This is a genomic window from Rufibacter sediminis (assembly GCF_014269285.1).
GTDB classification, from domain to species: Bacteria; Bacteroidota; Bacteroidia; order Cytophagales; family Hymenobacteraceae; genus Nibribacter; species Nibribacter sediminis.
Genome location: NZ_JACOAF010000041.1, coordinates 130,870 through 154,181 on the forward strand (window position 1 = coordinate 130,870; position 23,312 = coordinate 154,181).

The 23,312-nt window shown below is 54.5% G+C and carries 21 protein-coding genes; 11 read left to right on the top strand and 10 right to left on the bottom strand.

Going from position 1 to position 23,312, the window contains the following annotated elements; all coding sequences use genetic code 11:
* Window positions 1–62: 62 nt before the first annotated feature.
* The 4 genes from H7U12_RS16710 to tilS all read right to left on the bottom strand — a co-directional run bounded on the left by H7U12_RS16710 (window position 63) and on the right by tilS (window position 4,363).
* Complete coding sequence (locus H7U12_RS16710; protein WP_186640109.1) at window positions 63–1,010, bottom strand: SPFH domain-containing protein; 948 nt, start codon at window positions 1,008–1,010, stop codon at window positions 63–65.
* Window positions 1,011–1,075: 65 nt separating this feature from the next.
* Window positions 1,076–1,507, bottom strand: coding sequence for an NfeD family protein (locus H7U12_RS16715; RefSeq protein ID WP_186640111.1), 432 nt, complete (start codon window positions 1,505–1,507; stop codon window positions 1,076–1,078).
* A gap of 350 nt (window positions 1,508–1,857) precedes the next feature.
* On the bottom strand, window positions 1,858–2,796 hold the full coding sequence (mdh, locus tag H7U12_RS16720; protein WP_186640113.1) for a malate dehydrogenase: 939 nt from the start codon (window positions 2,794–2,796) through the stop codon (window positions 1,858–1,860).
* A gap of 238 nt (window positions 2,797–3,034) precedes the next feature.
* Entirely contained in the window at window positions 3,035–4,363 is a 1,329-nt protein-coding gene (gene tilS / locus H7U12_RS16725) for a tRNA lysidine(34) synthetase TilS (RefSeq protein ID WP_186640115.1), read from the bottom strand.
* A 216-nt stretch (window positions 4,364–4,579) separates the two neighbouring features.
* On the opposite strand from tilS, the gene H7U12_RS16730 reads away from it, so the two are divergent.
* The 7 genes from H7U12_RS16730 to recN all read left to right on the top strand — a co-directional run bounded on the left by H7U12_RS16730 (window position 4,580) and on the right by recN (window position 12,143).
* The gene (locus H7U12_RS16730) at window positions 4,580–6,349 is read left to right on the top strand and encodes an OstA-like protein (protein ID WP_186640118.1); all 1,770 of its coding nucleotides are present in this window, start codon (window positions 4,580–4,582) and stop codon (window positions 6,347–6,349) included.
* A gap of 80 nt (window positions 6,350–6,429) precedes the next feature.
* The gene (locus tag H7U12_RS16735) at window positions 6,430–7,284 is read left to right on the top strand and encodes an outer membrane protein assembly factor BamD (RefSeq protein ID WP_186640120.1); all 855 of its coding nucleotides are present in this window, start codon (window positions 6,430–6,432) and stop codon (window positions 7,282–7,284) included.
* A 28-nt stretch (window positions 7,285–7,312) separates the two neighbouring features.
* A complete protein-coding gene (locus H7U12_RS16740) occupies window positions 7,313–7,642 on the top strand; it encodes a DNA-directed RNA polymerase subunit omega (protein WP_186640123.1) in 330 nt (109 codons plus the stop codon).
* A gap of 14 nt (window positions 7,643–7,656) precedes the next feature.
* Window positions 7,657–8,217 carry a flavoprotein gene (locus H7U12_RS22885; RefSeq protein ID WP_186640125.1) on the top strand — a complete coding sequence of 187 codons (561 nt, stop codon included), beginning with the start codon at window positions 7,657–7,659 and terminating at the stop codon, window positions 8,215–8,217.
* The gene (locus tag H7U12_RS22890; RefSeq protein WP_186640127.1) at window positions 8,210–8,872 is read left to right on the top strand and encodes a phosphopantothenoylcysteine decarboxylase domain-containing protein; all 663 of its coding nucleotides are present in this window, start codon (window positions 8,210–8,212) and stop codon (window positions 8,870–8,872) included. The genes H7U12_RS22885 and H7U12_RS22890 overlap by 8 nt, the downstream gene beginning before the upstream one ends.
* Window positions 8,854–9,762: a type IX secretion system protein PorD gene (gene porD, locus H7U12_RS16755; RefSeq protein WP_186640129.1), complete on the top strand. Its 909-nt coding sequence runs from the start codon at window positions 8,854–8,856 to the stop codon at window positions 9,760–9,762. The genes H7U12_RS22890 and porD overlap by 19 nt, the downstream gene beginning before the upstream one ends.
* A gap of 722 nt (window positions 9,763–10,484) precedes the next feature.
* Complete coding sequence (recN, locus tag H7U12_RS16760) at window positions 10,485–12,143, top strand: DNA repair protein RecN (protein ID WP_186640131.1); 1,659 nt, start codon at window positions 10,485–10,487, stop codon at window positions 12,141–12,143.
* A gap of 388 nt (window positions 12,144–12,531) precedes the next feature.
* Here recN and H7U12_RS16765 read toward each other — a convergent pair whose 3' ends face one another.
* The 3 genes from H7U12_RS16765 to H7U12_RS16775 all read right to left on the bottom strand — a co-directional run bounded on the left by H7U12_RS16765 (window position 12,532) and on the right by H7U12_RS16775 (window position 14,871).
* Window positions 12,532–14,088 carry a M28 family metallopeptidase gene (locus tag H7U12_RS16765; protein ID WP_186640133.1) on the bottom strand — a complete coding sequence of 519 codons (1,557 nt, stop codon included), beginning with the start codon at window positions 14,086–14,088 and terminating at the stop codon, window positions 12,532–12,534.
* Window positions 14,089–14,249: 161 nt separating this feature from the next.
* Window positions 14,250–14,618 (bottom strand): cupin domain-containing protein, encoded by a 369-nt coding sequence (locus tag H7U12_RS16770; RefSeq protein WP_186640135.1) that lies wholly within the window; start codon window positions 14,616–14,618, stop codon window positions 14,250–14,252.
* 4 nt (window positions 14,619–14,622) lie between these two features.
* On the bottom strand, window positions 14,623–14,871 hold the full coding sequence (locus H7U12_RS16775) for a Kazal-type serine protease inhibitor domain-containing protein (protein WP_186640137.1): 249 nt from the start codon (window positions 14,869–14,871) through the stop codon (window positions 14,623–14,625).
* A gap of 258 nt (window positions 14,872–15,129) precedes the next feature.
* On the opposite strand from H7U12_RS16775, the gene H7U12_RS16780 reads away from it, so the two are divergent.
* Window positions 15,130–15,405 (top strand): YtxH domain-containing protein, encoded by a 276-nt coding sequence (locus H7U12_RS16780; protein ID WP_186640139.1) that lies wholly within the window; start codon window positions 15,130–15,132, stop codon window positions 15,403–15,405.
* 120 nt (window positions 15,406–15,525) lie between these two features.
* Window positions 15,526–16,062 (top strand): YtxH domain-containing protein, encoded by a 537-nt coding sequence (locus H7U12_RS16785; RefSeq protein WP_186640143.1) that lies wholly within the window; start codon window positions 15,526–15,528, stop codon window positions 16,060–16,062.
* Window positions 16,063–16,956: 894 nt separating this feature from the next.
* Here H7U12_RS16785 and lysS read toward each other — a convergent pair.
* Both lysS and H7U12_RS16795 read right to left on the bottom strand, forming a co-directional pair.
* Window positions 16,957–18,477, bottom strand: coding sequence for a lysine--tRNA ligase (gene lysS, locus H7U12_RS16790; protein ID WP_186640146.1), 1,521 nt, complete (start codon window positions 18,475–18,477; stop codon window positions 16,957–16,959).
* A gap of 544 nt (window positions 18,478–19,021) precedes the next feature.
* On the bottom strand, window positions 19,022–20,017 hold the full coding sequence (locus H7U12_RS16795) for an aldo/keto reductase (RefSeq protein WP_186640149.1): 996 nt from the start codon (window positions 20,015–20,017) through the stop codon (window positions 19,022–19,024).
* Between the two features lie 253 nt (window positions 20,018–20,270).
* Here H7U12_RS16795 and H7U12_RS16800 point away from each other — a divergent pair, with 253 nt between their 5' ends.
* Window positions 20,271–21,266: an SDR family oxidoreductase gene (locus tag H7U12_RS16800; protein WP_186640151.1), complete on the top strand. Its 996-nt coding sequence runs from the start codon at window positions 20,271–20,273 to the stop codon at window positions 21,264–21,266.
* A gap of 132 nt (window positions 21,267–21,398) precedes the next feature.
* A complete protein-coding gene (locus H7U12_RS16805) occupies window positions 21,399–21,866 on the top strand; it encodes a hypothetical protein (RefSeq protein ID WP_186640153.1) in 468 nt (155 codons plus the stop codon).
* A 169-nt stretch (window positions 21,867–22,035) separates the two neighbouring features.
* On the opposite strand, the gene H7U12_RS16810 is transcribed toward H7U12_RS16805, so the two are convergent.
* Window positions 22,036–23,070 carry a hypothetical protein gene (locus H7U12_RS16810; RefSeq protein WP_186640155.1) on the bottom strand — a complete coding sequence of 345 codons (1,035 nt, stop codon included), beginning with the start codon at window positions 23,068–23,070 and terminating at the stop codon, window positions 22,036–22,038.
* Between the last annotated feature and the right edge of the window lie 242 nt (window positions 23,071–23,312).

Below are 23,312 nucleotides of genomic sequence, written 5' to 3' on the forward strand. Positions count from 1 at the left end.
GCGAAGATCAACATCACTTAAATCAAAAGGCCTCGCAGTAACTCACTGCGAGGCCTTTTGATTTAAGAAACTTTATTTCCGTTTTGCGAGGGTTTTAGAGAAACCGGCCCCGAATCAACTTTTTGCCGGCTATCCTTCAGCATGTCCCCAATGGCCCCGATGTTACCCAGCACTTCTACGGCGGCAGTGGGCAGGAAAATCTTGTTGGCCGGACCCATGGACATTTTCTCCAGCGCCTCAAATGATTTGTAGGTCAGCACACGGTCGTCCAGGCCTGCTTCCAACAGCAACTGGATTCTCGTTTTCTCGGCTTCGGCCACATCGGAGATGGCGCGGGCCTGGCCCAGGGCCTGGAGTTCCGCCGAGGCGCGTTCGCCTTCCGCCCGCAGGATTTTACTCGTTTTGTCCCCCTCTGCCCGCAGGATCATGTCCTGCTTGGCAGCTTCGGCTTCCAGAATGGTGGCGCGGCGGTTCCGCTCGGCTTTCATCTGCTTGTCCATGGCTTCCTGAATGTCCAGCGGCGGTTTTATGTCGATGACCTCCACGCGCTCAATGCGCACGCCCCACTTCTCGGTGGCCTCGTCCAGCGCCGTCCGGATCTCGGCGGAGATCCGCTCGCGACCCGACAGGGTTTCGTCCAGTTCCAGGTTCCCGATGATCTGCCGCATGGTGGCGGTGGTGATGTTGCGCACGCCCAGCACGTAGTCAAAGATGCCATAGGTGGCCTGCTCGGGCCCTACCACCTGGTAAAACACGATGGTGTCAATGAGCACCTGCACGTTGTCACGGGTGATCACACTTTGGGGCGGCACATTGGTTTGCTGGATGCGCAGGTCATGGTACACGCGTACCCGGTCCACGATGGGGATGAACAAATTCAGGCCCGGGTGCATGATCCGCTGGAATTTGCCCAACCGCTCCACCACCGCTACCCGCTGCTGCTGGATAATCCGGACGGAAAGCGCGATCAGTACAATCACGGAGGCAAGAATAATAAGGGAGGTGGTCATAGGCGTATAGTAAGTGAGTGACGAATTCTCTGAACGCGGTTTGCTTTCAGGCAAGCTTTGAGGCCTTATTTCACGGGAACGACCTGGAGAACGGTGCTGCTCTGGTTCACCACCAGAATCCGCTGGCCTGCTACCAGTTCATCCTGGGCTTTGGCCGACCAGACCTCGTTCCCCACGCGTACAATGCCCAGGCGGCCGGGCAGGATGGGCTCCACCACCTCGCCGTGCCGGTTGATGAGGTCATGCACCGGGTCCTGGTAGCCGCGGGCCTGGCGCAGGCGGGTGGTTAAGGGTTTGGTTAACACCGTCAGGAGGGTGCCCGTTACACTAGCGGCCATGGGCGGCAGCCACAGATTCTCCGGGAACAGGTAGGCCAGCCCGGCAGCTACCAGGGCGGCAATCCCCAGCCAGAGCAGGTAGAACGTACCCGTCACCATCTCGGCCACCAGCAGCAGAATGCCGGCCACCAGCCAAATCCACCAGAATGCAACGTCCATTATTTCATTGGTTTATACTATTCAAGGTAGTGATTTTTAGGGGGATTAGCAAGCGGATGAAACAGGAATATAGTTTAGAGGCTATTTTTCGGAAAAGAGCTTAAAAACAGAGCAGCAGCAGAAAAGTAGCTGCTGACTTGTCTTGATTTTTGTTACTTTAGGAGACCTGAATTCAAGTTGTAACTCCGGCTCTAGGAAGAAATATTTCTACTCCTTTGCCGCTCCAGGTGCTGGTGGTTTTCTCCGTGGGATGATGCGTTTTGGGACTGTTTTCTCTAATACAGGGTTAAAACAGGAGAGCCCGGCCAATGGGCCGGGCTCTCCTGTTTTTGGTTGTTTATAGCAAGCGCTTAGGCGTTGGCGGGCATGTTGTCCAGCACATCCATTACTTCGCGCACGGCTTTTTCAGAGGCTTTCAACAGGGCCATTTCGTCCTCGTTCAGTTGCAGCTCGATTACTTTCTCAATGCCGTTTTTACCCAGCACGACCGGTACTCCCAGGTACGTGCCAGTGATGCCGTATTCGCCTTCCAGTTTGATACACACGGGGAACACGCGTTTCTGGTCACGGACAATGGCTTCTACCATCTGGGCCGCGGCGGAACCCGGTGCATACCAGGCCGAGGTGCCCATCAGTTTCACCAGCTCGCCACCGCCGTTCTTGGTGCGGTCTACAATGGCGTCCAGTTTGGCAGAATCAATCAGTTCGGTAACCGGAATGCCGCCCACCGTGGTGTAGCGCGGAAGCGGCACCATGGTGTCGCCGTGGCCACCCATCAAGACGGCCTGAATGTCTTTGGGAGATACGTTCAGTTCTTCGGCTAAGAAAGCGCGGTAACGGGCGGTGTCCAGGATGCCGGCCATACCCATCACTTTGGTGCGGGGCAGCTTGGAGGTGATGTGCGCGGCGTAGGTCATCACGTCCAGCGGATTAGACACCACAATGATGATGGCGTCTGGTGAGTGCTTGATCACGTTCTCGGTCACGGAACGAACGATACCGGCGTTGGTGCTGATGAGGTCATCGCGGGTCATGCCGGGTTTGCGGGGCAGTCCGGAGGTGATTACCACCACGTCTGAGTTGGCGGTGCGGCTATAATCATTGGTGACGCCCACGGTGCGGGTGTCATAGAGGTTGATCGGCGATTTCTGCCAGATATCCAACGCCTTGCCTTCGGCGAAGCCTTCTTTGATATCCACTAACACTACTTCATTGGCAATCTCGCGGTACGCCAAAACGTCGGCACAGGTGGCCCCTACGTTACCGGCTCCAACTACGGTTACTTTCATTCTGTTTAGGTTTGGTTAGATGATATACTACGCGGTTAAATTAGGAAAAAGGGCGGCACCTGAAAATTATTTCATGGCTGATTGCCTTTTAATTGTTGATTGTTAATTGCTGATTGTTGTTTTAGGGCTGTTTTCCTGAAAACAGCCTTTAAGCGCACCTCAGCTCCTTCTCTCTTTGTCAACCATCAGGCTGAAGTAATTACTATTCAAGAACAATTAACAATCAGCAATCGAACAATCAACTTCGGGTGACGGTGATTTCCAGCACTTCCTGGGTGTTTTCCGTGACTTTAAACCGGTTGTCCAGTTGCTGCCCCAGCACCCACGTCAGGGACGCGTCTGAGACTAGTACCCAAACATCGGGCTTAAGGTTGGCCGGTACTTTCTTATCGATCAAAAGATCGCTCACTTTTTTCTTTCCGTTCATGCCCAGCGGGATAAACCAGTCGCCTTCTTTCCAGGGGCGCAGCTTGAGCGGAAATTTCACCAGGTCGGCGTCCAGGGCGGCCACGTCTTTGGAGCGGGGCACTTTGTAGCCTTCGGCGGGTTTTCGGGCTATTTTCGCCAAATAAGGCCCGAAACGCAGTTCGGTGGTTTCTTCGGGCACGCTGATGCTCCCGAATTTCTCCAGCGGTTTAGGGGTGATGACCAGGTCTTCGCGGTCTTTCACCAGCACGTGGGTAGGGGAGGCGAAGGTCTTGCCCGAGAGGCCGTCCCAGGCGGCGGCGATCTCCTGGGCTTGGCTGTAGGAGAAGTGGAACGGTTTTAGCAATTCGTGCAGCAGAACCACCGGGGCGGCGCTGGTTTGCAGCGGGGCAATAGAAAGATAGGTGGCTCCGTTCTCCTGGCGTTGCGTTTTGGCCTTCGTTTCCTGAAAAGAGGCCTGAAACACGGCCTCGGCGCCTTGCAGCCGCTCCAGGGTGGAGGTGAAGGTTGCCTCCAGGTTGGGGTTAAGTTGCTTGAGCACCGGAATCACCTCATGGCGCACCAGGTTGCGGTTGTACTTGCGGCTCTCGTTGCTGGAATCTTCCCGCCACGCCAGGCGTTTGGTAACCAGCCAGTCATACAGATCGTCTTTGGTGAGGGGCAGGAGCGGACGGATGAGGTTGCCGTTTTGGGGCAGAATTCCGTGAAGTCCGGCCAAACTGGTGCCGCGCACCAGGTTCAGGAGCACGGTTTCCAGGGCATCGGACTGGTGATGGGCCGTGGCAATGACGTCATAGCCCAGCTGCTGGCGCATCTGCTCAAACCACTGATAGCGCAGGGTGCGGGCCGCCATCTGGATGGAAATGCCTTCCTGCTCGGCAAAGGCCTGGGTCTGGAACTGCTCGCTGTAGAACGGTGCGTCATACTGTTTGGCCAGTTTGCGCACGAACAGCTCGTCGGCGTCAGACTCCTCGCCGCGTAGCCCGAAGTTGCAGTGCAGCACGGCGAACGGGAATTTTAGACGGTGCAAGACATCGGCGAGCACCACAGAATCCAGACCTCCGCTCACGGCGGCCAGAATTCTGGTGTCAGCGGTGGCAAGTTGGTGGGTGTCTATATATTGTAAAACTTTCTGGAGCATTGGTGAAGGAAGGGTAGTTAGGTTAAATCAAGCGTACTATTCGGCTTTGGTGCGGCAAAAGGCCATGGAGAGAACTTGCTGCTGCCATTTCATGGCACCGTAGCGCGGCTATGCTGCTCAAAAATGGCATCGGCAGCACCTCACTCTAACCTTTTTCGCTGACAAAAACGAATGTTACGCTTGATCTTAGTAATTTTGTTTCTCTTATAAGCATTGATGAAGTTCACAAAGATAGGTTTAGTATCTCTTTTCTCCCTGTTCTCGGTTATTTTGGCTTTCGGCCAGGGAACACCTGCCCCTGCGCCGCAGGGAAACGGGCAACCAGTGGAGGTATCGGCCAATACGCTGCAGTCGGGGAGGTACAACGGCGAGGAGGTGCGCCGCCTGCTGGGCAACGTGGTCATGCGTCAGGGACAAACCACCCTTACCTCAGACTCCGCTTACCAATACGTAAGTGACCGGAACAAGCTGGAGGTGTTCGGGAACGTGCACATCACCCAGCCCGGCATGGACGCCACCAGCGCCACCGCCAGCTATGACGGTACCCGGCGCATCGCCAACATGCGCGGCGGCGTGACGCTGCGCGATGAGCAGATGACCCTGACCACGCCCTCGCTGGATTATGACCTCAACGCCAAGCGTGCCTACTACACCCAGGCCGGGAACATTGTGGGGCCAGACTACACCATCAACAGCCAGCTGGGAACTTACACCTCAGATGACAAGGTGCTTACCTTCAAAAAGAACATCAAGTACGTGGGGCAGAACGCCGAGGTGCTGAGCGATACCATGTCTTACAACACCGTGACCAAGGTGGTGGAGTTCTTTGGGCCTACCACCATCAAATCGCCGGACGGAACGCTGTTCGCGAACCGCGGAACCTACAACACCGTTACCCGCGAGTCTAATTTCCGGGGCAACGCCAGCATCAAAACGCCCGATTACCTCATCAGAGGCGAGGTGCTGACCTATGACAAAACCAAAGAGTACTACACCGCCTCCCGCAACGTCTCCATGACGGCTATCAAAGACACCACCGTGATTACCGGGCAAACGGCGCTGTACTGGCGGGCCCGGGGCCGGGCGAAGGTGTACGGTTCTCCGGTGATGCGCACCATTGAGAAACGCGATACCATGTACCTTTCCGCGGATACGCTGGTCTCGGTGGAGAACGTGAAAGACAAAACCAAAAAAGGCAAGCTCTTCGCTTACCACGATGTGCGTATCTTCAAGTCTGATCTGCAGGGCTTGTGCGATTCGCTCACCTATGACCAGAACGACTCCATCATTTACATGAGCCGGAACCCGCGCTTGTGGGCCAACAAAAACCAGATGACGGCAGACAGCGTGATCATGCAGCTGCGGAGCAACACCCTGGACCAGATGCGCATGTTCGGGAATTCCTTCGCTATTTCCATTGACACGCTGGAGAACTACAACCAGGTGAAAGGTCGCAACATGACGGCGCGGTTCGCCGACGGTAAGATCAGGCGCATAGACGTGAACGGAAACGCCGAAAGCCTATATTTTGCCCTGCAGGGCGATTCGGCCACCATGGGCATGAACCGGGCCGTGTGCAGTGACATGCGCATGATGTTCCAGGACGGGCAGGTGCAGTACATCACCTTTCTGGAGCAACCCGATGCCAAACTCATTCCACCCCACGAGCTGCAAGACCCCGATAAACGCCTGAAAGGCTTCGTGTGGCGCAGCGACGAGAAACCTACCCGTGCCTTTGTGCTGGAGAAAAGAGGCGGGAAAAAGGGCCCAGCCAAACCGAAAGATAAACCAGTGGCAGCCTCTACCTCAAAAGGAAAGAGCAGCAATAAGCCATCAGCCGGCACAACTGCTAAGCCTAAAGCCAGTGTGGCAAGTCCGCCCAAGCCAACAACCCAACAACCGGCCCAGCAGCAACCGGCTCAAGCGAAACCAGCCCGTAAGTTACCTTTGCTAAAGGGAGGAGGCTTCAAGAAGGCAGGTTCTTAAGTAGGAATTCAGGCATACTTAGGAGCTCTTGCTCATCGTTCTAGGTATATTCAAAAGATTTTTGTTATTTTTGCGCGCTTATGACCAAACTCATTCTTTCTTATTTCCCGGTTCTGCTCCTCGTTTTTCTGTTGGGCAGCTGTGGGCAATACAATAAAATCCTGAAAAGCGACGACGTAGACAAAAAGTACGCCGCCGCGCTCTCTTACTATGAAAAGGAAGAGTATGCCAAAGCTGGTGCGTTATTGGAAGACCTGATGCCTGTTTTGAAGGGACGCAGTGAGTATGAGAAGGCCAATTTCCTGTACGCCTACACCAAATACCACCAGCAACTGTACCTGGAGAGCTCTTTCCATTTCACCTCGTTCGGGCAGACTTTTCCGCGAAGCCAGTACGCAGAGGAAGCGGCTTTCATGAATGCCAAGTCGCTGACCAATGAGTCTCCCTCTTTGAACCTTGACCAGCAGAACACCGTTCAGGCCATGTCTGCTTTGCAGGAATTCATGCGGCGCTACCCGCAAAGCAAATACATGCAGGAAGCCAATGCCGTGTATGACGAACTGTCGCGTAAAATTGAGGTGAAAGCCTTTGAGAACGCCAAGCAATACTACAAGCTCACCAGCTATGATCCGCAGTACTACAAAGCGGCGGTGGTGACCCTGGAGAACTTCAGAAAAAGCTATCCGTCTTCCATCTACAATGAAGAAGCCGCTTACCTGCGCATAGAGGCGCAATACAACTACGCCCGCGAAAGTATTGAAACAAAGCAGAAGGACCGCTACGCCGAGGTGATCACCATGTACCAGACTTACGTAGATACGTATCCCAAAAGCAAATACCTGCGCGACGCCGAGAACATTTATGAGTCAAGCCGGCAAGCGCTGGAGAAACTGAGCAAAACCTCAGCCGCCGCGGCTACGGCAACCAATAACTAATTTTTGTAAATCCCAATTCACTAGACATATGGCCCAAGTACCAGCATCCATCGTAACGCGTAACATTTCTGACCTGGCGGTTGAGACCGGTAACGTATATCAGTCTATCTCCATCATCTCTAAGCGTGCCAACCAGATTGCCGTGAAGGTGAAAGAGGAATTGAACTCTAAACTGGCCGAGTTTGCCACCACCGTGGACAACCTGGAGGAAGTGTTTGAGAACCGCGAGCAGATTGAGATCTCCAAATACTATGAGCGTCTCCCTAAGCCTACCAACATGGCCATTGAAGAGTTTGTAGAAGGAAAAGTATACTTCCGTAACGCCGATGACGAAGAGCAAACCTCTTCCGCGTTTTAATTTCACGTTTCTGAATGCTTCGGCATAAGAAAATACTCCTGGGGGTTTGCGGTAGCATCGCGGCGTACAAAGCGGCGCTGCTGGTGCGGCTCCTCATCAAAGCAGAAGCAGAAGTGCAGGTGATCCTGACCACTTCTGCTTCTGCTTTTATAACCCCCGTCACCCTGGCCACGCTTTCCAAACGGCCCGTGTTGACCGAGTTCGTGCGCGATGACAACTCCGGTCTCTGGCACAACCACGTGGAACTGGGCCTCTGGGCCGATGCCCTGGTGGTGGCGCCCGCCAGTGCCAACACGGTAGGCAAATTCGCCCACGGCCTGTGTGACAACCTTCTGTCGGCTACGTATCTTTCGGCGCGTTGCCCGGTGTTTGTGGCCCCGGCCATGGACCTGGACATGTACCAGCACCCGGCGGTGCAGGAGAACTTCAGGTTGTTGCGCTCCTACGGGAACCACCTCATTGAGGCGGGGCACGGCGAACTGGCCAGCGGTTTGGTAGGGCAGGGGCGCCTGGCGGAGCCCGAGGAGATTGTTCAGGTTTTACAACAGCATTTTACCTCTCGTAACATTGTTTAGCGGCAAGAAAGTCCTGATTACGGCGGGGCCCACCTATGAGCCCCTGGACCCGGTGCGGTTCATCGGCAACCATTCCACGGGGAAAATGGGCTTTGCACTGGCCCGCTGCCTGGCCGAGGCGGGCGCTGAAGTTTCCTTGGTGTCTGGTCCTACGGCGTTGACCCTGGATCATGCGTTGGTGCACATCACGCCCGTAATGACCGCCGATGAAATGTTTGCCGCCTGCGCGAAAGTGGCCCCGGAAGCCGACCTCTGGATCTTTGCCGCCGCCGTCGCGGATTATAAACCCAAGGACACCGCCACCTCTAAGATAAAAAAAAGCGATGCTTCCTTTACCATTGAGCTGGTGAAGAACGTTGATATAGCAGCTACCCTGGGCCAGCAGAAACGCGAAGATCAGTTTGCCGTCGGCTTCGCGCTGGAAACCGATCAGGAACTGGAGAATGCCCGCGGCAAACTCCTTAAAAAGAAATTGGACATGGTGGTGCTGAACTCCCTGCGTGACCCCGGAGCCGGGTTTAAGCATGACACCAATAAAATCACCATCGTGAAGGCGGCTTCCGTAGAGGAGTATGCTTTGAAAAACAAAGACGAGGTAGCGCAGGATATTCTGGAATCCATTAAAGCTGAATGGGCATGTTTGCAAAAAAAATAGGATGGATGGTGCTGGGTTTGCTGTTACCGCTGTGGGCGCAGGCGCAGGAATTACGCTGCGAAGTGACCGTGAACAGCGAACAGGTGCAGGCCACCGACCGGCAGGTTTTCCAGCAGATGCAGAACGCCATCTCCGAAATCATGAACAATACCCGCTGGACGGGCGAGGTGTACCAGAACGAGGAGCGCATCAAGTGCAAGTTGTTCATCACGCTGCGGGCCATGCCCCAGATTGGCGTCTATGAGGCCAATACACAGGTGATCTCCAGCCGGCCCACCTACGGCAGCGGCTATGAAACCACCGTACTTTCATTTGTAGACACCAAGTTTGAGTTTGAGTACAACCCGGCGCAGCCGCTGCAGTACGCGCCCAATACCTATACCTCCAACCTCACCGCCATTCTGTCTTTCTACGCCTACACCATTATTGGCATGGACAACGACAGCTTCTCGCGGTTAGGCGGGGCCAATGCCCTGGCAGAGGCCAGCAACATCCTGAACCTGGTGACCTCGGCCGGTGCGGGCGGCGGCGGCTGGAGTGCCACTGCTGATACCCGTAACCGCTATTGGCTCATTAACAACCTGCAGGACCCGCAGTTTGAACCGCTGCGTTCGGCCCTTTACCTGTACCACCGGCAGGGGCTGGACCTGATGACGCAGGACCCGGAGAAAGCGCGCCAGAACATCCTGGAAGCATTACGCAACATTCAGCAGGTCGCACGGATCAGATCGGGTGCCGCGGCGCTCCGCTCGTTCTTCGAAGCCAAGGCGACGGAACTGAGCAACGCCTTCGCCTCGGCCACGCCCGCCCAGAAGCAGCAGGCCTTTGAGCTACTCACCCAGTTAGACCCCACCAACCGCGCCCGCTACGAATCCCTGACGAAACGATAAACGCCTTTCGGGCCTGTTTTCCAGAAAGTACCCGGTAAACGGAAACGACCTTTTGAGGCTCCTTTTCTAAAAACAGCCCCAAAACCAGAGAAGCCTTTCCAGCACCTAAGCCGGGAAGGCTTCTCTGGTTTTGGGACTTCCTGGTGTTTTGGGGCATTCCTAAAGTTAATGATTGAGTTATGGCGCTGGAGGTTGTCATTATCCGTCGGAATGTTTTTGAGCCGCTTTGCCCAAAACAGTTGAAAAGCGCCATCATCCGGGAAATTGCTAGGAAGAACTGTGGTTATCGAAAATCTACACGTCTCATTCATTATGGATACTTCCATCCTTTACTATCCTGTAAAAGCCCTTTCGGTGGTGTCAGTTGTTAACTTCACAAGTCAGTTGAAAAAGAGCTGGAAATTGATCTGAAAATCATGTTTCTTTAAAGCAGGTTGGTAGTTTCTATGCGTACTCATCGCCGCATAGACCGGGGAAGAAGGGAAGTTTTGGCGGAGGAGTTTTGCTAGCTTGGAGGAGTTGCCTTGAAGAAGCTGCACCGTTTGCCATCGGGCTACGTAAAGGAGGTGGGGCTGAAATGCAGAGGCGAACGCCGGGGCTTCACCGCAGATTTTCTGGAAATAATTTAGGCTATATTTATTAGTTTTGAAACTAAATAAATTAGCATCTTTGTCTATTGGAGTACACGTCACCACGCAAACAGAAAGAGGCAATCCTACTTTATGCTCGTAGATCTTAAGATTAAAAATTACGCCCTCATTGAACAGCTGGAGCTGCAACCCTCGCCGCTGCTGAACATTATCACCGGTGAAACGGGCGCTGGTAAATCCATCATGCTGGGCGCCATTGGCCTGTTGCTGGGGAACCGGGCAGACTCTAAATTGCTTTTCAACCAGAACGAGAAGTGCGTCATTGAGGGCGCTTTCAACATCTCGGAATACAACCTGGCGCCTTTCTTTGAAGAGGAAGACCTGGACTTTGAGCCCGTTAGCCTGCTGCGCCGGGAGATCAGCCCCAGCGGGAAATCGCGCGCGTTCGTGAATGACACGCCCGTGACGCTGGACCAGCTGCGGCGCATCGGGGAGCAACTCATGGACATCCACTCCCAGCACGACACCCTGCTGTTGGGCGACCAGAGCTACCAGCTGAACATCGTGGACTTGTACGCCCAGAACGAGGACCTGCGTGCCCGCTACGGCACCGCCTACCGCACCTATAGAAAGCTGGAGAAGGAGTACAAAGACCTGGAGGGGCAACTGGCGCAATCGCAGAAGGAGCTGGATTACAACACCTACCTTTTGAACGAACTCTCGGAAGCTAACCTGCAGGCCGAGGAACAGGAAAGCCACGAGCTGGAACTGAAGCAACTGGAACACGCCGAGGAGATCAAGCTGAAACTGAGCCAGGCCCTGCAATACATCTCAGAGAGCGAATACAACGCCGCCGGGGCCCTCAAAGATGCCAGCCATCTGGTGGGGCAGGTGACCGAATTCGGGGAAACTTTCCAGACCCTGAAAGACCGCCTGGACAGCTGCATGATTGAACTCACTGATATTGCCGGCGAACTGGAAGATGCTGAACGCAAAACTGAAGCCGATCCGCAGCGCGCCGAGCAACTGCAGGAACGGCTGGACCTGATCTATACCCTGCAGCGCAAGCACCAGGTGCGTACTGTTGAGGAATTACTGGCCCTGCAGGCCGAGCTGGAGATCAAAGTGAGCAGCGTCCATAACCTGGATGCCGCCATTGAGAAAACCAAAAAAGGCCTCACCGCGTCCTTGCAGGAAGTGGAAGCCCGGGCCGAGGAACTTTCCCAAAGCCGCACCAGCGTCTTCACCGTTTTCCAGGATGAACTGCACAGTCTGCTGTCTGAGCTGGGCATGCCCAACGCCCGCGTGGTGATGGAGCACAAGACATCGGCGCCAGCCGCTACCGGCATTGACGTGGTCAACATCCTGTTCAGCGCGAACAAGGGAGCCGCCCCGCAGACCCTGAGCAAAGCTGCCTCGGGCGGGGAGTTCTCGCGCCTGATGCTCTGCGTCAAATACCTGCTCGCCGACAAAACTGCCTTGCCCACCATCATCTTCGATGAGATTGATACGGGTATTTCCGGGGAGATTGCCGTGAAAGTGGGCCGCATGATGCAGCAGATGTCGCAGAAGCACCAGTTGATCTGCATCTCGCACTTACCGCAGATGGCCGCCCAGGGCGATACCCATTACTTCGTCTACAAAGAAGACCGCACCGACCGCACCATCAGCCGCATCCGGCAGTTGAGCCACCAGGAACGCGTGGTGGAGATCGCGCAGATGATCGCTGGGGCCAACCCCTCCGAAAACGCCTTCCAAAGCGCCAAGGAACTGCTCGCCCTCAGCGCCTGATCAGGCCGTTGCGTTTTAGGCGTATTTTGGTGAAAGGAAGCCCAAAACGATCAGATTGTAGATTCTCCTGGAGAAGAGAGTTGGATGTAACCCTTGCTCTCTGGCCCCGCCGATCATGTAGAGACAAGGCATGCCTTGTCTCACGCTTGCAGAAGAACCCTGCTAGCCGAAGGTGGTAAAATGCGCTTTGCTGTTTTAAGCTTCTTTTGGCCAAAACACACCTAAAGCAGCAGACTGCCACATTCTAAATAAGCGTATAACACGGATTTACTTCCATTACCAGTCACTAAACAGAAAGCCCGCTACCAACCTAGAGCGGGCTTTCTGTTTTAGGGCTGTTTTCTTGAAAGGAGCTTTAAAACGGCTGGCTGTTCTAGTTTTCTAAAGCCTAGCGTTCAAGTTTGAAATCTGGGTCAACGGTAGGGCGTTGCGGGGTGTTGGAAATGGCCCAGCCGGTGGCGTACATCCAGCGGGTCATACGGGCCAGTTTCTGGATGTTGATGCGGTTGGCCTCGTCTTTGGGCGTGTGGTAGTCGGGGTGCAGGAGGGTGGTGAAGAAGATGGCCGGAATGCCCGCGCGGGCGTAGGGGAGGTGATCGCTCCGGAAATACCAACCTTCGGGGTGCTTCTGGTCATCCCAGGACGTGTCCAGTTTGAATTTCGTGAAATTCTGATTCGCTTGCAGGGCCATGTCTACAAGGGCCGCAGAGTTCCGGTGGGGCTTGGTGGAACCTAAAAGCGCTGCGGAGTCCGGGGCGTTTCTCCCGATCATATCACCGTTCAGCACCGCCACCAGGGCTTCTTTCTTGACCGTGGGGTTTTCTGCGTACCAGCGGGAGCCCAGTAAGCCGCGTTCCTCGGCCCCGTGCCACACAAACAAGGCCGAGCGCTGTCCCGGGTTCTGCTTCCAGGCCCGGGCGATGGCGAGTAAAGCTACATTCACCGTGGCGTTGTCATCGGCCCCGTTCCAGATGGAGTCTCCGTCGATGGCGGTTCCCACGCCGTCATGGTCATGGTGGCCGCTGAACAGCACGTATTCATTTTTCAACGTGGGATCTGTGCCGGGCGCGCGGGCCACTACGTTGGCCGAGGGGTAGAGGTAACTGTCCACTTTCACGTGAATGCTGGCCGGTCCGCCGGACTTGCGTAACTGGTCTGGCAAAGACTGTCCGCCAGCGGAGGGGAGCGCAATCAGAATGGGAACGGCTCTGCTGTTGTTCTGGGCCTGCGTGGCTCCGCCTTCCAGTTGGTACGTTCCCTCTTCAAACCCGTGTCCGGCGAAGGCCAGGCTGGCTTGCGTGGTGGAATCGGCGATGAGCACGATGGCGGCCGCGCCGGCCCGGGTCAGCAGGGTGCCCTGTTGCCGCACCGCCGACAGGATGTAGCGATAGCCCCACAGACTCATGCCGGGAGCGGGCAGCGGGGAGGGCGGCATCAACTTCATGGCGACGATCTTGCCGCGCAGCGTTTGCCGGGTGATGTCAGACAGCGCGTTCAGCCAAATTGGGGTTCCGGTTACCTGGCCTTCTACCGGAGAGGTCACCCAAACTTCTTTGTTCAAGGCCAGCTTTCTGCCCGCCAGCGTAATCTGGCTTTGCGGGGAAACCTGGGTGCGGCGGAGGGGGAAGAACTGGAAGTACGTACCGTCATCTCCGGCGGGTTCCAGTCCGGCTTCCCGGGCGCGTTCGGCGGTCCAGGCCGCGGCCCGGAGCTCCTCCGTTTCACCCGCTCTTCGGCCGCGCAGACTGTCGCTGGCCATGGCGAAAAGATCGCGGCGCAGGTCTTCCTCTTTGATGGCGGAGAAAGCGGGTGGTGCTGTGGCGGAGGCTACGGAGGTGCCAGACGTGGCCGCGGGTTTGGTGCAGCCGGTTACCGCGAGCAGTGCTACCAAGGCGGCGGGCGCAAGCTGCTTTAAGGATTTGAAAGTTAGGCGTGTTTGGGTCATGTCAGGTGCGTTTGGAACCTTCAAGGAACCAAAAAGAAAACACAACCAGAAAGGTTTTGAAGATTATTTCAGGCCTGTTTTCCAGAAATCAGCCTTAAAACACCAAAGCCGCTGCACAGGGGCAGCGGCTTTGGGCGCAAGTTCAGGATCGGTTCGCTGGTTTAATCCTCGCGGTTGACGGTGTTAATGTCAAAGGCCGGCACGCAGATAGACCAGTATTCGCATTCCTCGTCAAACGGATTGGAGTACTGGATGCGGGCCCCGGCTTTGATGTGCAGGGTCTGGCCGGCGGTAAGCACCACGGTTTCCCCGTCAATCTCAATCTGCTTTTTGCCCCGTAGCACAATGGTGACCTCGTCAAACTCGGGCGTTTGGTGCGGTTCTCCCCATTGCGGCGGTGCCACCATGTGCGCCACGCTGAAGGCCTGGGTGCGGGTGCTGGCCAACCCGAAGTGCTCCTCAATGAGTTTGCCGTCTGAGGTGGGCACCCGGAAGGGCGAGGTCTGCAGAAAATATCTTTTTTCGCTCATCGGCTTAGTTGTTGGTGCCTTTGGTGGGGCATTCGCCTTTGGTGTACGCGGTTACCCCTTTGGTTTCTGCCGTGCAGGCGTTTCCGTAGGTCTTGCCATCGCAGCCGCACACGGGTTCGTATTGCATGGTGCAGGCGCGCTCGTTGTCAATTTTGGCGGGGTCAATGCAGGCCGTGGCGGTTTGCTGCGCGTTTTTGCAACCGAAGCTGATGCTGCCCAGCACCAGGGCTGAAAGAAGAAGTTGTTTTTTCATAGGAGGTATCATGTGGTGAAATATACGCAAATATGCCGGTCCAGCTTTTCTTAGCCGCAGGAACCGTCGGTTTTAGGGGTTATTTTAAGAAATAGCGGCAAAACGGCTAACCCGTATCCGTATAAATCCGTAAACAGCTTCAATATATATTGCGATATATATTTATTGTTTAGCATATTGCCGGAGCAAGGTCCGTCGTTTTAATGATGTTCCCGCCACGGACTTTAAACCAAATATCAACCCTTATTTTTTACCACTATGAAAAACGACAATTCAAAAATTTTGATCGCCGCCGCCGCTGGTGCCGCCGCTGGAGTAGTTGCAGGTATCTTGATGGCTCCAAGCAACGGAAAAGATTCTCGTAAAGATATCCTGAAAGCCGCTGGTCAACTGGCCGAAAGCGTGAATGGACAGATTGCTCCTTACCTGGAGAAACTGAGCGGCTTAACCAGCCTATTGGGCGGTTCTGAAGCTTCTAAAAACGCCGGTGCCGGTGATGCCGCTGGTGCCAACAACACTGGCGCTCAGTCATAAGCTGCCTTCGGATCTTCCGGCGCCGGGAAAGGCAGCAGGATAACCAAATGGTTTGACTATCGTTAAGAAGGAACGGACGTTTTGTAAACGGGACGAAAGTTCCCCTTAATAATAAAGCTCATGAAAGACGATAATGGAAAAGTGATTCTGGCCATGCTTGCCGGGGCCAGCGCTGGTCTTGTGGCTGGTATCTTGATGGCTCCCGAGGCCGGAGAAGCCACCCGCGATAGTTTGAAGAAATCGGCCTCTAAACTGGGGTCTGGGTTAGGCTCTAAACTGTCTGACTTAGGTTCCAGCGCAGGCGCGTTGCTCGGACGTAAATCTTCGGGCAGCGAAGATCCGGAGGTGGTGAACTTAGGTTCCAACACCACGGCTACCTCTCACCTGGACAATAACCCCACCGGCGGAAACGTAGAAACGATGACCGGCAACGATCCGCGTGATACGGCCACCGGTACTGCTCCTTCAGACATGGGAGCGGGCATTGGCGGCGGTGCCTACGGGGCCGATGCCGGAACCCTGGGTTCTGATACCGACGCGAATGCCTCTGGGGCAGATGCCGGTTCAGTCGCCTCGGCCACGAACAAACCTAAAAGAGCCAGCCGCGCCAAAGGCACTGCCAAGGGCGGCGGGGCCGGAGCAGACGCTTCCGTTTAAATTTTCAAACTTTTTTGACAGCATCTGTAACCTTCGGGTGGCAGAGCCGTTAAAGAGAAAAAGTATGATTGGTTAAATAATAAATTGCGAACCAGATGAAGTAACGCGAAGCAGATTATTGACGTTGAAACTTGATGAGAAAGATCGATTTAGATTTAGTTTTTTGAGTGATACGAGAATAGCTTAGCAACACAGACGAAAGTCACATCACAAGTAGCGAGTAGAAGTTATTTAACCAATATAAGAAAGCCTTCCCAGACGGGGAAGGCTTTCTGCATTTACGGCGTTTCCGTTTCAGGGCCATTTCCCCGAAAAGAGGCATAAAATAGAATTGGCATAAAATGGCTTGCTCAAAGGCTACAAACTTGCGTCTTGGCACGCGCACCCCGCTCTTCAGGTCGCATTCCAGATCTCGCAAGCATGACGGGCAATGCTTGGTTCGCTTCCATTATTCTGTATTCTGAAAGGAGGTCTTCTCCCATCTGCCCTCCTGAATGGATCATAGGTCAATCCCTAGTCGCGTTACCCTGAAGCCTTGCTAGTTCGCGCCCAAGATCTTTCCAAGATGACAGGAGGGGAAGGAGTTCGCCCTATGGCGCGGAAGTTACTTCCGTGACTTATGGTCGCGAGTCACGGAAGTAACTTCCGCGCCATAGAGGCCTTAGTAAACCAAGGAAACAAGATTCTTGTGGATACGAGGTGCAAGCTTATGTCAGCGTACACAATTCAAGTTTGATGTGCTTCAAAACAAAGACTTCTTGCTCAGGGGTTCATGGTTCGTTTTCCTGAAAAAAGCCCATAAACAGAAAGGCCGCTCTATTGGGAGCGGCCTTTCTGTTTATGAATGCTGATTACCATTAGCACATCAGCACATTAAAAAAATTAGCACATTAATTAATTATTCTCCGGCTTCATTTGCGGGAAGAACAGCACGTCCTGGATGGATTGGGAGTTGGTCATGATCATGCTCAGACGGTCAATGCCAATGCCCAGACCGGCGGTTGGCGGCATGCCGTACTCCAGGGCACGCAGGAAATCCTCGTCCAGTACCATGGCTTCGGTGTCACCGCGTTTGCCCAGTTCCAGTTGCTCCTCAAAACGAGCACGCTGGTCAATCGGGTCGTTCAGCTCAGAGAAGGAGTTACAGATCTCTTTTCCGTTGCAGATCGCCTCGAAACGCTCTACCAGGCCTTCTTTGCTGCGGTGCTTTTTGGCCAGCGGGCTCATCTCCACCGGATAATCGGTGATGAAGGTGGGCTGGATCAATTGGCCTTCGCATTTCTCCCCGAAGATCTCGTCAATAATCTTTCCTTTCCCGATGGTTGGGTCCAGTTTGATGCCCAGGCCAGTGGCCGTTTCGCGCAGTTGTGGCTCGTCCATCTCGGAGATGTCAATGCCGGTGAAGTGCTGGATGGCTTCAAACATGGTGAAACGCTTCCAGGGACGCGCGAAGTTGATCACGTTCTCGCCCACCTGCACCTGGGTGGTGCCGTGCAGCGCCAGGGCCACTTTCTCCACCATCTCTTCCACCAGGTCCATCATCCAGTAGTAATCTTTGTAGGCCACGTACAGCTCCACCTGGGTAAACTCCGGGTTGTGGAAACGGCTCATACCTTCGTTCCGGAAGTCTTTGGAAAATTCGTAAACGCCATCAAACCCGCCCACGATCAGACGCTTCAGGTACAGCTCATTGGCGATGCGCAGGTACAAGGTCATGTCCAGGGTGTTGTGGTGCGTCTTGAACGGACGGGCGGCCGCGCCGCCGTACAAAGGCTGCAGGATAGGCGTTTCCACCTCCAGATAGCCGCGCTCGTTCAGGTACTCGCGCATGGTGTTCACCAGCTTAGTACGCTTGATGAAGGTGTCGCGCACGTCTGGGTTCACCACCATGTCCACGTACCGCTGACGGTAGCGCAGTTCCGGATCAGTGAAAGCATCATAGACGTGCTCTACGCCGTTCTCGTCTACCTCACGCTTTACAATAGGAAGCGGCTTCAGGGACTTGGCCAGCAAAGTCAGCTCCGTGACGTGCACCGAGGTTTCGCCCACCTGGGTTTTGAACACGTAGCCTTTCACGCCTATGAAGTCCCCGATGTCCAGCATTTTCTTGAACACGGTGTTGTAAAGATCCTTGTTTTCGCCCGGGGCGATGTCGTCCCGCGACACGTAGATCTGGATGCGGCCACTGCTGTCCATGAGTTCGGCAAACGAGGCCTTGCCCATCACGCGGCGGCTCATCAAGCGACCAGCCAGGCTTACTTCCTGGTAATTGTTCTGCTCCGGATCGTAGTTGTCCTTTATATCCTTGGCCGTGGCGGTCACGTCAAAAAGTTCGGAAGGGTAGGGGTTGATGCCCATCTTCTGGAGCTCTTCGCGCTCATGGCGCCGGCGTAGTTCCTGTTCGCTTAAATGCATGGAAACGGTCTTTCAGTAATTACTTTATATCAAACCGCGAATTTCGGAAATTATTCCCATACATAGAGAAGTTGCCGCTTGAAATAGAAGGCTTTGCCGGAGGATACGGGCGGAGAGTTGCGGTTATTTGGAGGAAAAGGCGCATTAAAGCCGAAAAAAAGCGTTTAGGGGCCACTTTTAGAGAAGTAGCCCCTAAACGCTTCGGGTGATGGTACAGGTTAGATTGGGGAAAGTTAGCTGCACCTATGGCGCGGAAGTAACTTCCATGACCTGCTGATTCGATAAGTCACGGAAGAAACTTCCGCGCCATAGAGGATCGTGGTTCCCGGCGAGTCTGGAGACTCGCTTCATCCCACGGCACGAGTCTGGAGACTCGCGCCAGCGTTTTTTTTGGTGTTTTTTTTAGAAAACAGACCGAAAACGCGGGCATGTGGAATTAAGAATCAGTAACCTGTAATCAGTCATGAACACTACTTAACGCCACCTAACCATCAACAACTAACCATCAGCAATCAACAAAGAACAATCAACAATCAGCCATCAATTAGCCGGGCAGTTGCAGTTTGTTCAGCTCATCGGTGATGAAAGAGAGTTCGTCTTGGCTGAGTTGCACGTCCATGGCTTTGGCGTTCTGGATGGTTTGCTCGGCGTTGCGGGCTCCCACCAGCGCGATGGTGATGCCGGGCTGCGCGATGGTCCAACGGAGCACCAATTGGCCGAGGGTGGCGTTCTTGTCATCGGCCAGCGGCTTGATCTTGTCCAGGAAGGCGTTTACTTTCACCAGGTTCTCGGGTTGGTAAACGGGTAGGCTGGCGCGGTGATCTCCTTCGTTGAAGTGGTGGCCGGGTTTAATTTTGCCGGTGAGTAAGCCGCGTTCCAGCGGGCTGTAGGCCAAGATGGAGATGTTCTGCTCCAAGCTGTGCGGTACCACATCAGCTTCAATGTCGCGGTGCACCATGCTGTAGGGCACCTGGTTGGAAGCCAGCGTAAGGTACTTTTCGGCTTCCTGCATCTGGGCCACGTTGTAGTTGCTGACCCCGGCCTGCCGGATTTTGCCTTGTTTTATTAATTCTGCAACGGTTTCCATCGTCTCCTGAATGGGCGTGGTGGTGTCTGGCCAGTGGATTTGGTAAAGGTCAATGTAATCGGTGCCCAGGCGGCGGAGGCTGTCTTCGCATTCTTTGATGATGCTCTCGCGACCCGCGTATTTGTAGACATCGATGTCCTTGCCTTGGTTGTCCTGGCTGTGCATGGCGAAATCGCCTTTGGCCAGGTCCCAGCGCATGCCGTATTTGGTGAGAATCTGCACTTTGTCGCGCGGAATGCCTTTGATGGCCTCGCCCACAATCTCTTCGCTCAAACCTTGCCCGTAGATGGGCGCGGTGTCAATGGAGGTCATGCCGTGGTCATAGGCCGCCTTGATGGCGTCTACGGCTTCCTGACGCTCGGTTCCGCCCCACATCCAGCCGCCGGCTGCCCAGGCGCCAAACGTCAACACCGATACTTCCAGGTCTGAGGTTCCTATTTTTCTGTATTCCATTTTTCTTGTCGTTAAAGATAAAGTCAGAGGGTAAGCTTCTCTGGCGAGAAACGAACCTCCTGTATGTACGAAACCCAAAGAAAAGGATTGAGTTCAGTTGGAAGAAGATGGCGGTGGTAGTGTTGAGGATACCAAGCTGAAGTAGGGGAATTTACGACGGGAGCATGTAGAATCGTCATCTTACCCAAAGGACATCCGTAGAACAAAAGCGAGGTGGGTAGTAGGGCGAAACGTATTCTTGAAAGTTACTTACATGGAGAAAGAACAGATAAAACCATTCGCCGGAAAGGTGGTGGTGATTACGGGGGCCTCCAGCGGCATAGGCAAAGCCACGGCAATGGCCTTGGCCAAACAAGGAGCCTCGCTGGTGCTGGCCGCCCGCAGAGCCGAGATCCTGGAGCAGGTAGCCACCGACTGCATCCAATTAGGCGGCCAGGCCGTGGCCGTGACCACTGATGTCACTCAGGAACACAGTCTGCTTGCTTTGGCGGAAGCAGCGCTGGCTTTCGGGAGAAAAATTGATGTCTGGATCAACAATGCCGGTGCCGGAGCTCTGGGTGCTTACGACGAGACACCCATGGCGGCGCACGAGCAGGTCATCCAGATTAACCTGTTGGGCCACATGCGCGGGTCGTACGCGGTGTTGCCCATCTTCAAGCTGCAAGGCTACGGACACCTGATCAATACCATCTCGTTGGGGGCCTTCGCGCCCATGCCGTACGCCGTAGCCTATTCGGCGAGTAAATACGGGTTGAGGGGCTTTTCAGAAGCGCTTCGCGCCGAGCTGACCCAGTTTCCCGGCATCCAGATCAGCGACGTGTTCCCGGCGTTTATTGACACCCCGGGTTTTCAGCACGCCGGAAATTACATCGGGAAAAAGATAAAGCCCGCGCCGCCGGTGTATGAGCCGCAACTGGTGGCCGAGGCGATGGTGTCTTTGGTCCGGAAACCCAAACCCGGCGTAATGGTAGGCAGCTTCGGGTACCTGGCGCGGTTTTCCAATGCGCTCTTCCCCGGCTCCACTCGGAAATTCGCGGCGCGCATGATGGAGCAGTACTTTGAACAGGCCGACTCGGTGCCCCTCACGGACGGAAGTCTGTTTCAGCCGTCTAGGGTGGGAACAGACGTCTCGGGTGGCTGGCGGGAGCCTTCCTCCGGGAAAAGCAAAGGTACCGCCGCAGCCTTGCTGGTGGCGGGAATTGCCTCGGTGCTGTTCTACTTCAGCAGAAGAGGAGCGAGGCTGAGGTAACATTCCGTTTTAAGGCGCTTTTTTCGTTTTTGGCCCCGAAACGGAAGCGCGGACTGAAAACCGATGGCTGGAAAAGATAATCCTTCGGGCGCTTTCGCCGTTAAAGACACAAACACTTCCCCCACACAAACTATGAAATGTGAACTAAGCCTCGTCTTCGAGGAAAACGATGGAACCCTCCGCTGGATTTTCAACATCCTGATTTACGCCCACCAGATTAGTGAGCCGCAGGTGCGCAAGCTGCTGCAACCTACTCTAAAAGAGTTTCTGCACAAACGCAGTTACCAGGAAGTAATCCGGCTAGCCGAGACCGATATTGACGAGGGCGATTTCGTGCGTGATTACCTCAAGCAGAACCTGATCAAGTTCAACGCCTCGCAGGTGCGGGTGAAAGGGGAGAAGATCAAATCCATCTGCTTCACCATTGAACAGGCGGGCCACATGCAGGCCTCCGCCGATCCGGAATCGGTTGACCCCGAGGTGCTGGCCTTGTTTGAGGGCCACGAACTGAAACTGAAGCAAATCAACCACTGCGCCATTGAAGCCCTGAAACAGGCCGGGGCCAAAGGGGTACAGATTGAGAAGTTCAGCCACGAGTAAGATTGGGAGATGTGAAGATGTGAGGATTTGAAAATGCAGGGATGTGGAAATTTGTAGCGAATGCATAGATCTGCCTTAAAATGTTTTCGGCCTGTTTTTGTGAAAACAGGCCGAAAACGTTCGTATACGTTCTTCAATCATTCAGTCCCTCTCGCATTTACGCCAAAGATTACGCCGCGGCCGCCATTTGGTGGGTAGCGCCATCGGTGAACAGGGGCTCCACCTGCTGGTGCAACCGGTCAGTCACGAAGCCGCTGCGCAGGTGATCAGGCAACTCGGCCACCACCTTGCGGTATTTCGCCAGCCCCATCGCCTGGGCCACATAACTCTCGTGCAGGCCGTTCATGTAGCTGACAATAGCCAGCAGGCACTCATGGAAGAGCTTGAAGTCAATCTCGGCCTCCACAAACCGGTCAATCTCTTTCTGGGTGGAGGAGATGCGCAACCGGCTTAACAGGTCAAACAACGTGGTGTACCCCATGCGCCAGGTAATCTGCTGCCAGTGCTGCGCGGCCCACTTGTCCAGGATTTTCCCCGTCTTGCTGCTTCTGATGGCTGTGGCCGGATTCTTCTGCACCTGCTGCCGGATGGCGTTGGCCGTCAGTTTGCGCGTGGTCCGCAAAAACTGCCCAATCTGCGCCTGCGCCTCAATCTCCTTGCCCGCAATCTGCAAACCGGGTTTGTAGCCCGCCAGCGGCAAGCGGTGGATGCTGAAATCATTGTACGCCCCGGCCGCATAGAACCCGATGGCTCTGGGGTACGCATTCTTCACCACCAACCGCCCCGACTCTCTTCTGATGGCCGCCTCGTTGTTGGTCTTGGTGCCCAGCGTGTACAGAAAAGCCTGCAATCCCGCGAAGATGGAATAATACGCTTGCGGAAACGTCCAGTGCAGGGCGTTGCGCAAATACGTTTCATCCCCTAACTCAGCGGTGGCGCGCAAAGCATACTCAGTGCTCCAACTATTGTGCAACGTTCTGGCAATGGCCTGCAGGTCCTGCTCGGAGAGATCGGCGGAATGCTGTCTGAAAAAGGCATTATTCCGCAGGCCGGCTTCTTCTGCGCTGTGGTTGATATGATAGTTGATCGCAAAAAAGTAGTTTAGGAATACCTGCGCCGGAATAGATTTCCGCCAGGCAGAATCCTGTGGTTTTTGCTCTTCCTGAAAGAGCGGAATCACATTTTCATCTAGTACCTTCTTCATATAGTTTAAACACCTTTCCAAAGGCAAGAGTTGCATTTATGCTAATTATTTTAGTTGTCGATGCGGTTGATAGTCAGTTGTTTATAAAACAAATTCAAAAACATTAGCAAAGTTTCTGCTCGGCTTGACGCATGGAGTTTTGAAGCTGTTTTTGGGCCGTTTTGAAGAGAAGTTACCCAAAGTAAAACCTTGTTCTACAGCCCCATAGCTGGGCTGGCTTAGCCGAAAGTTAATGTACTGGT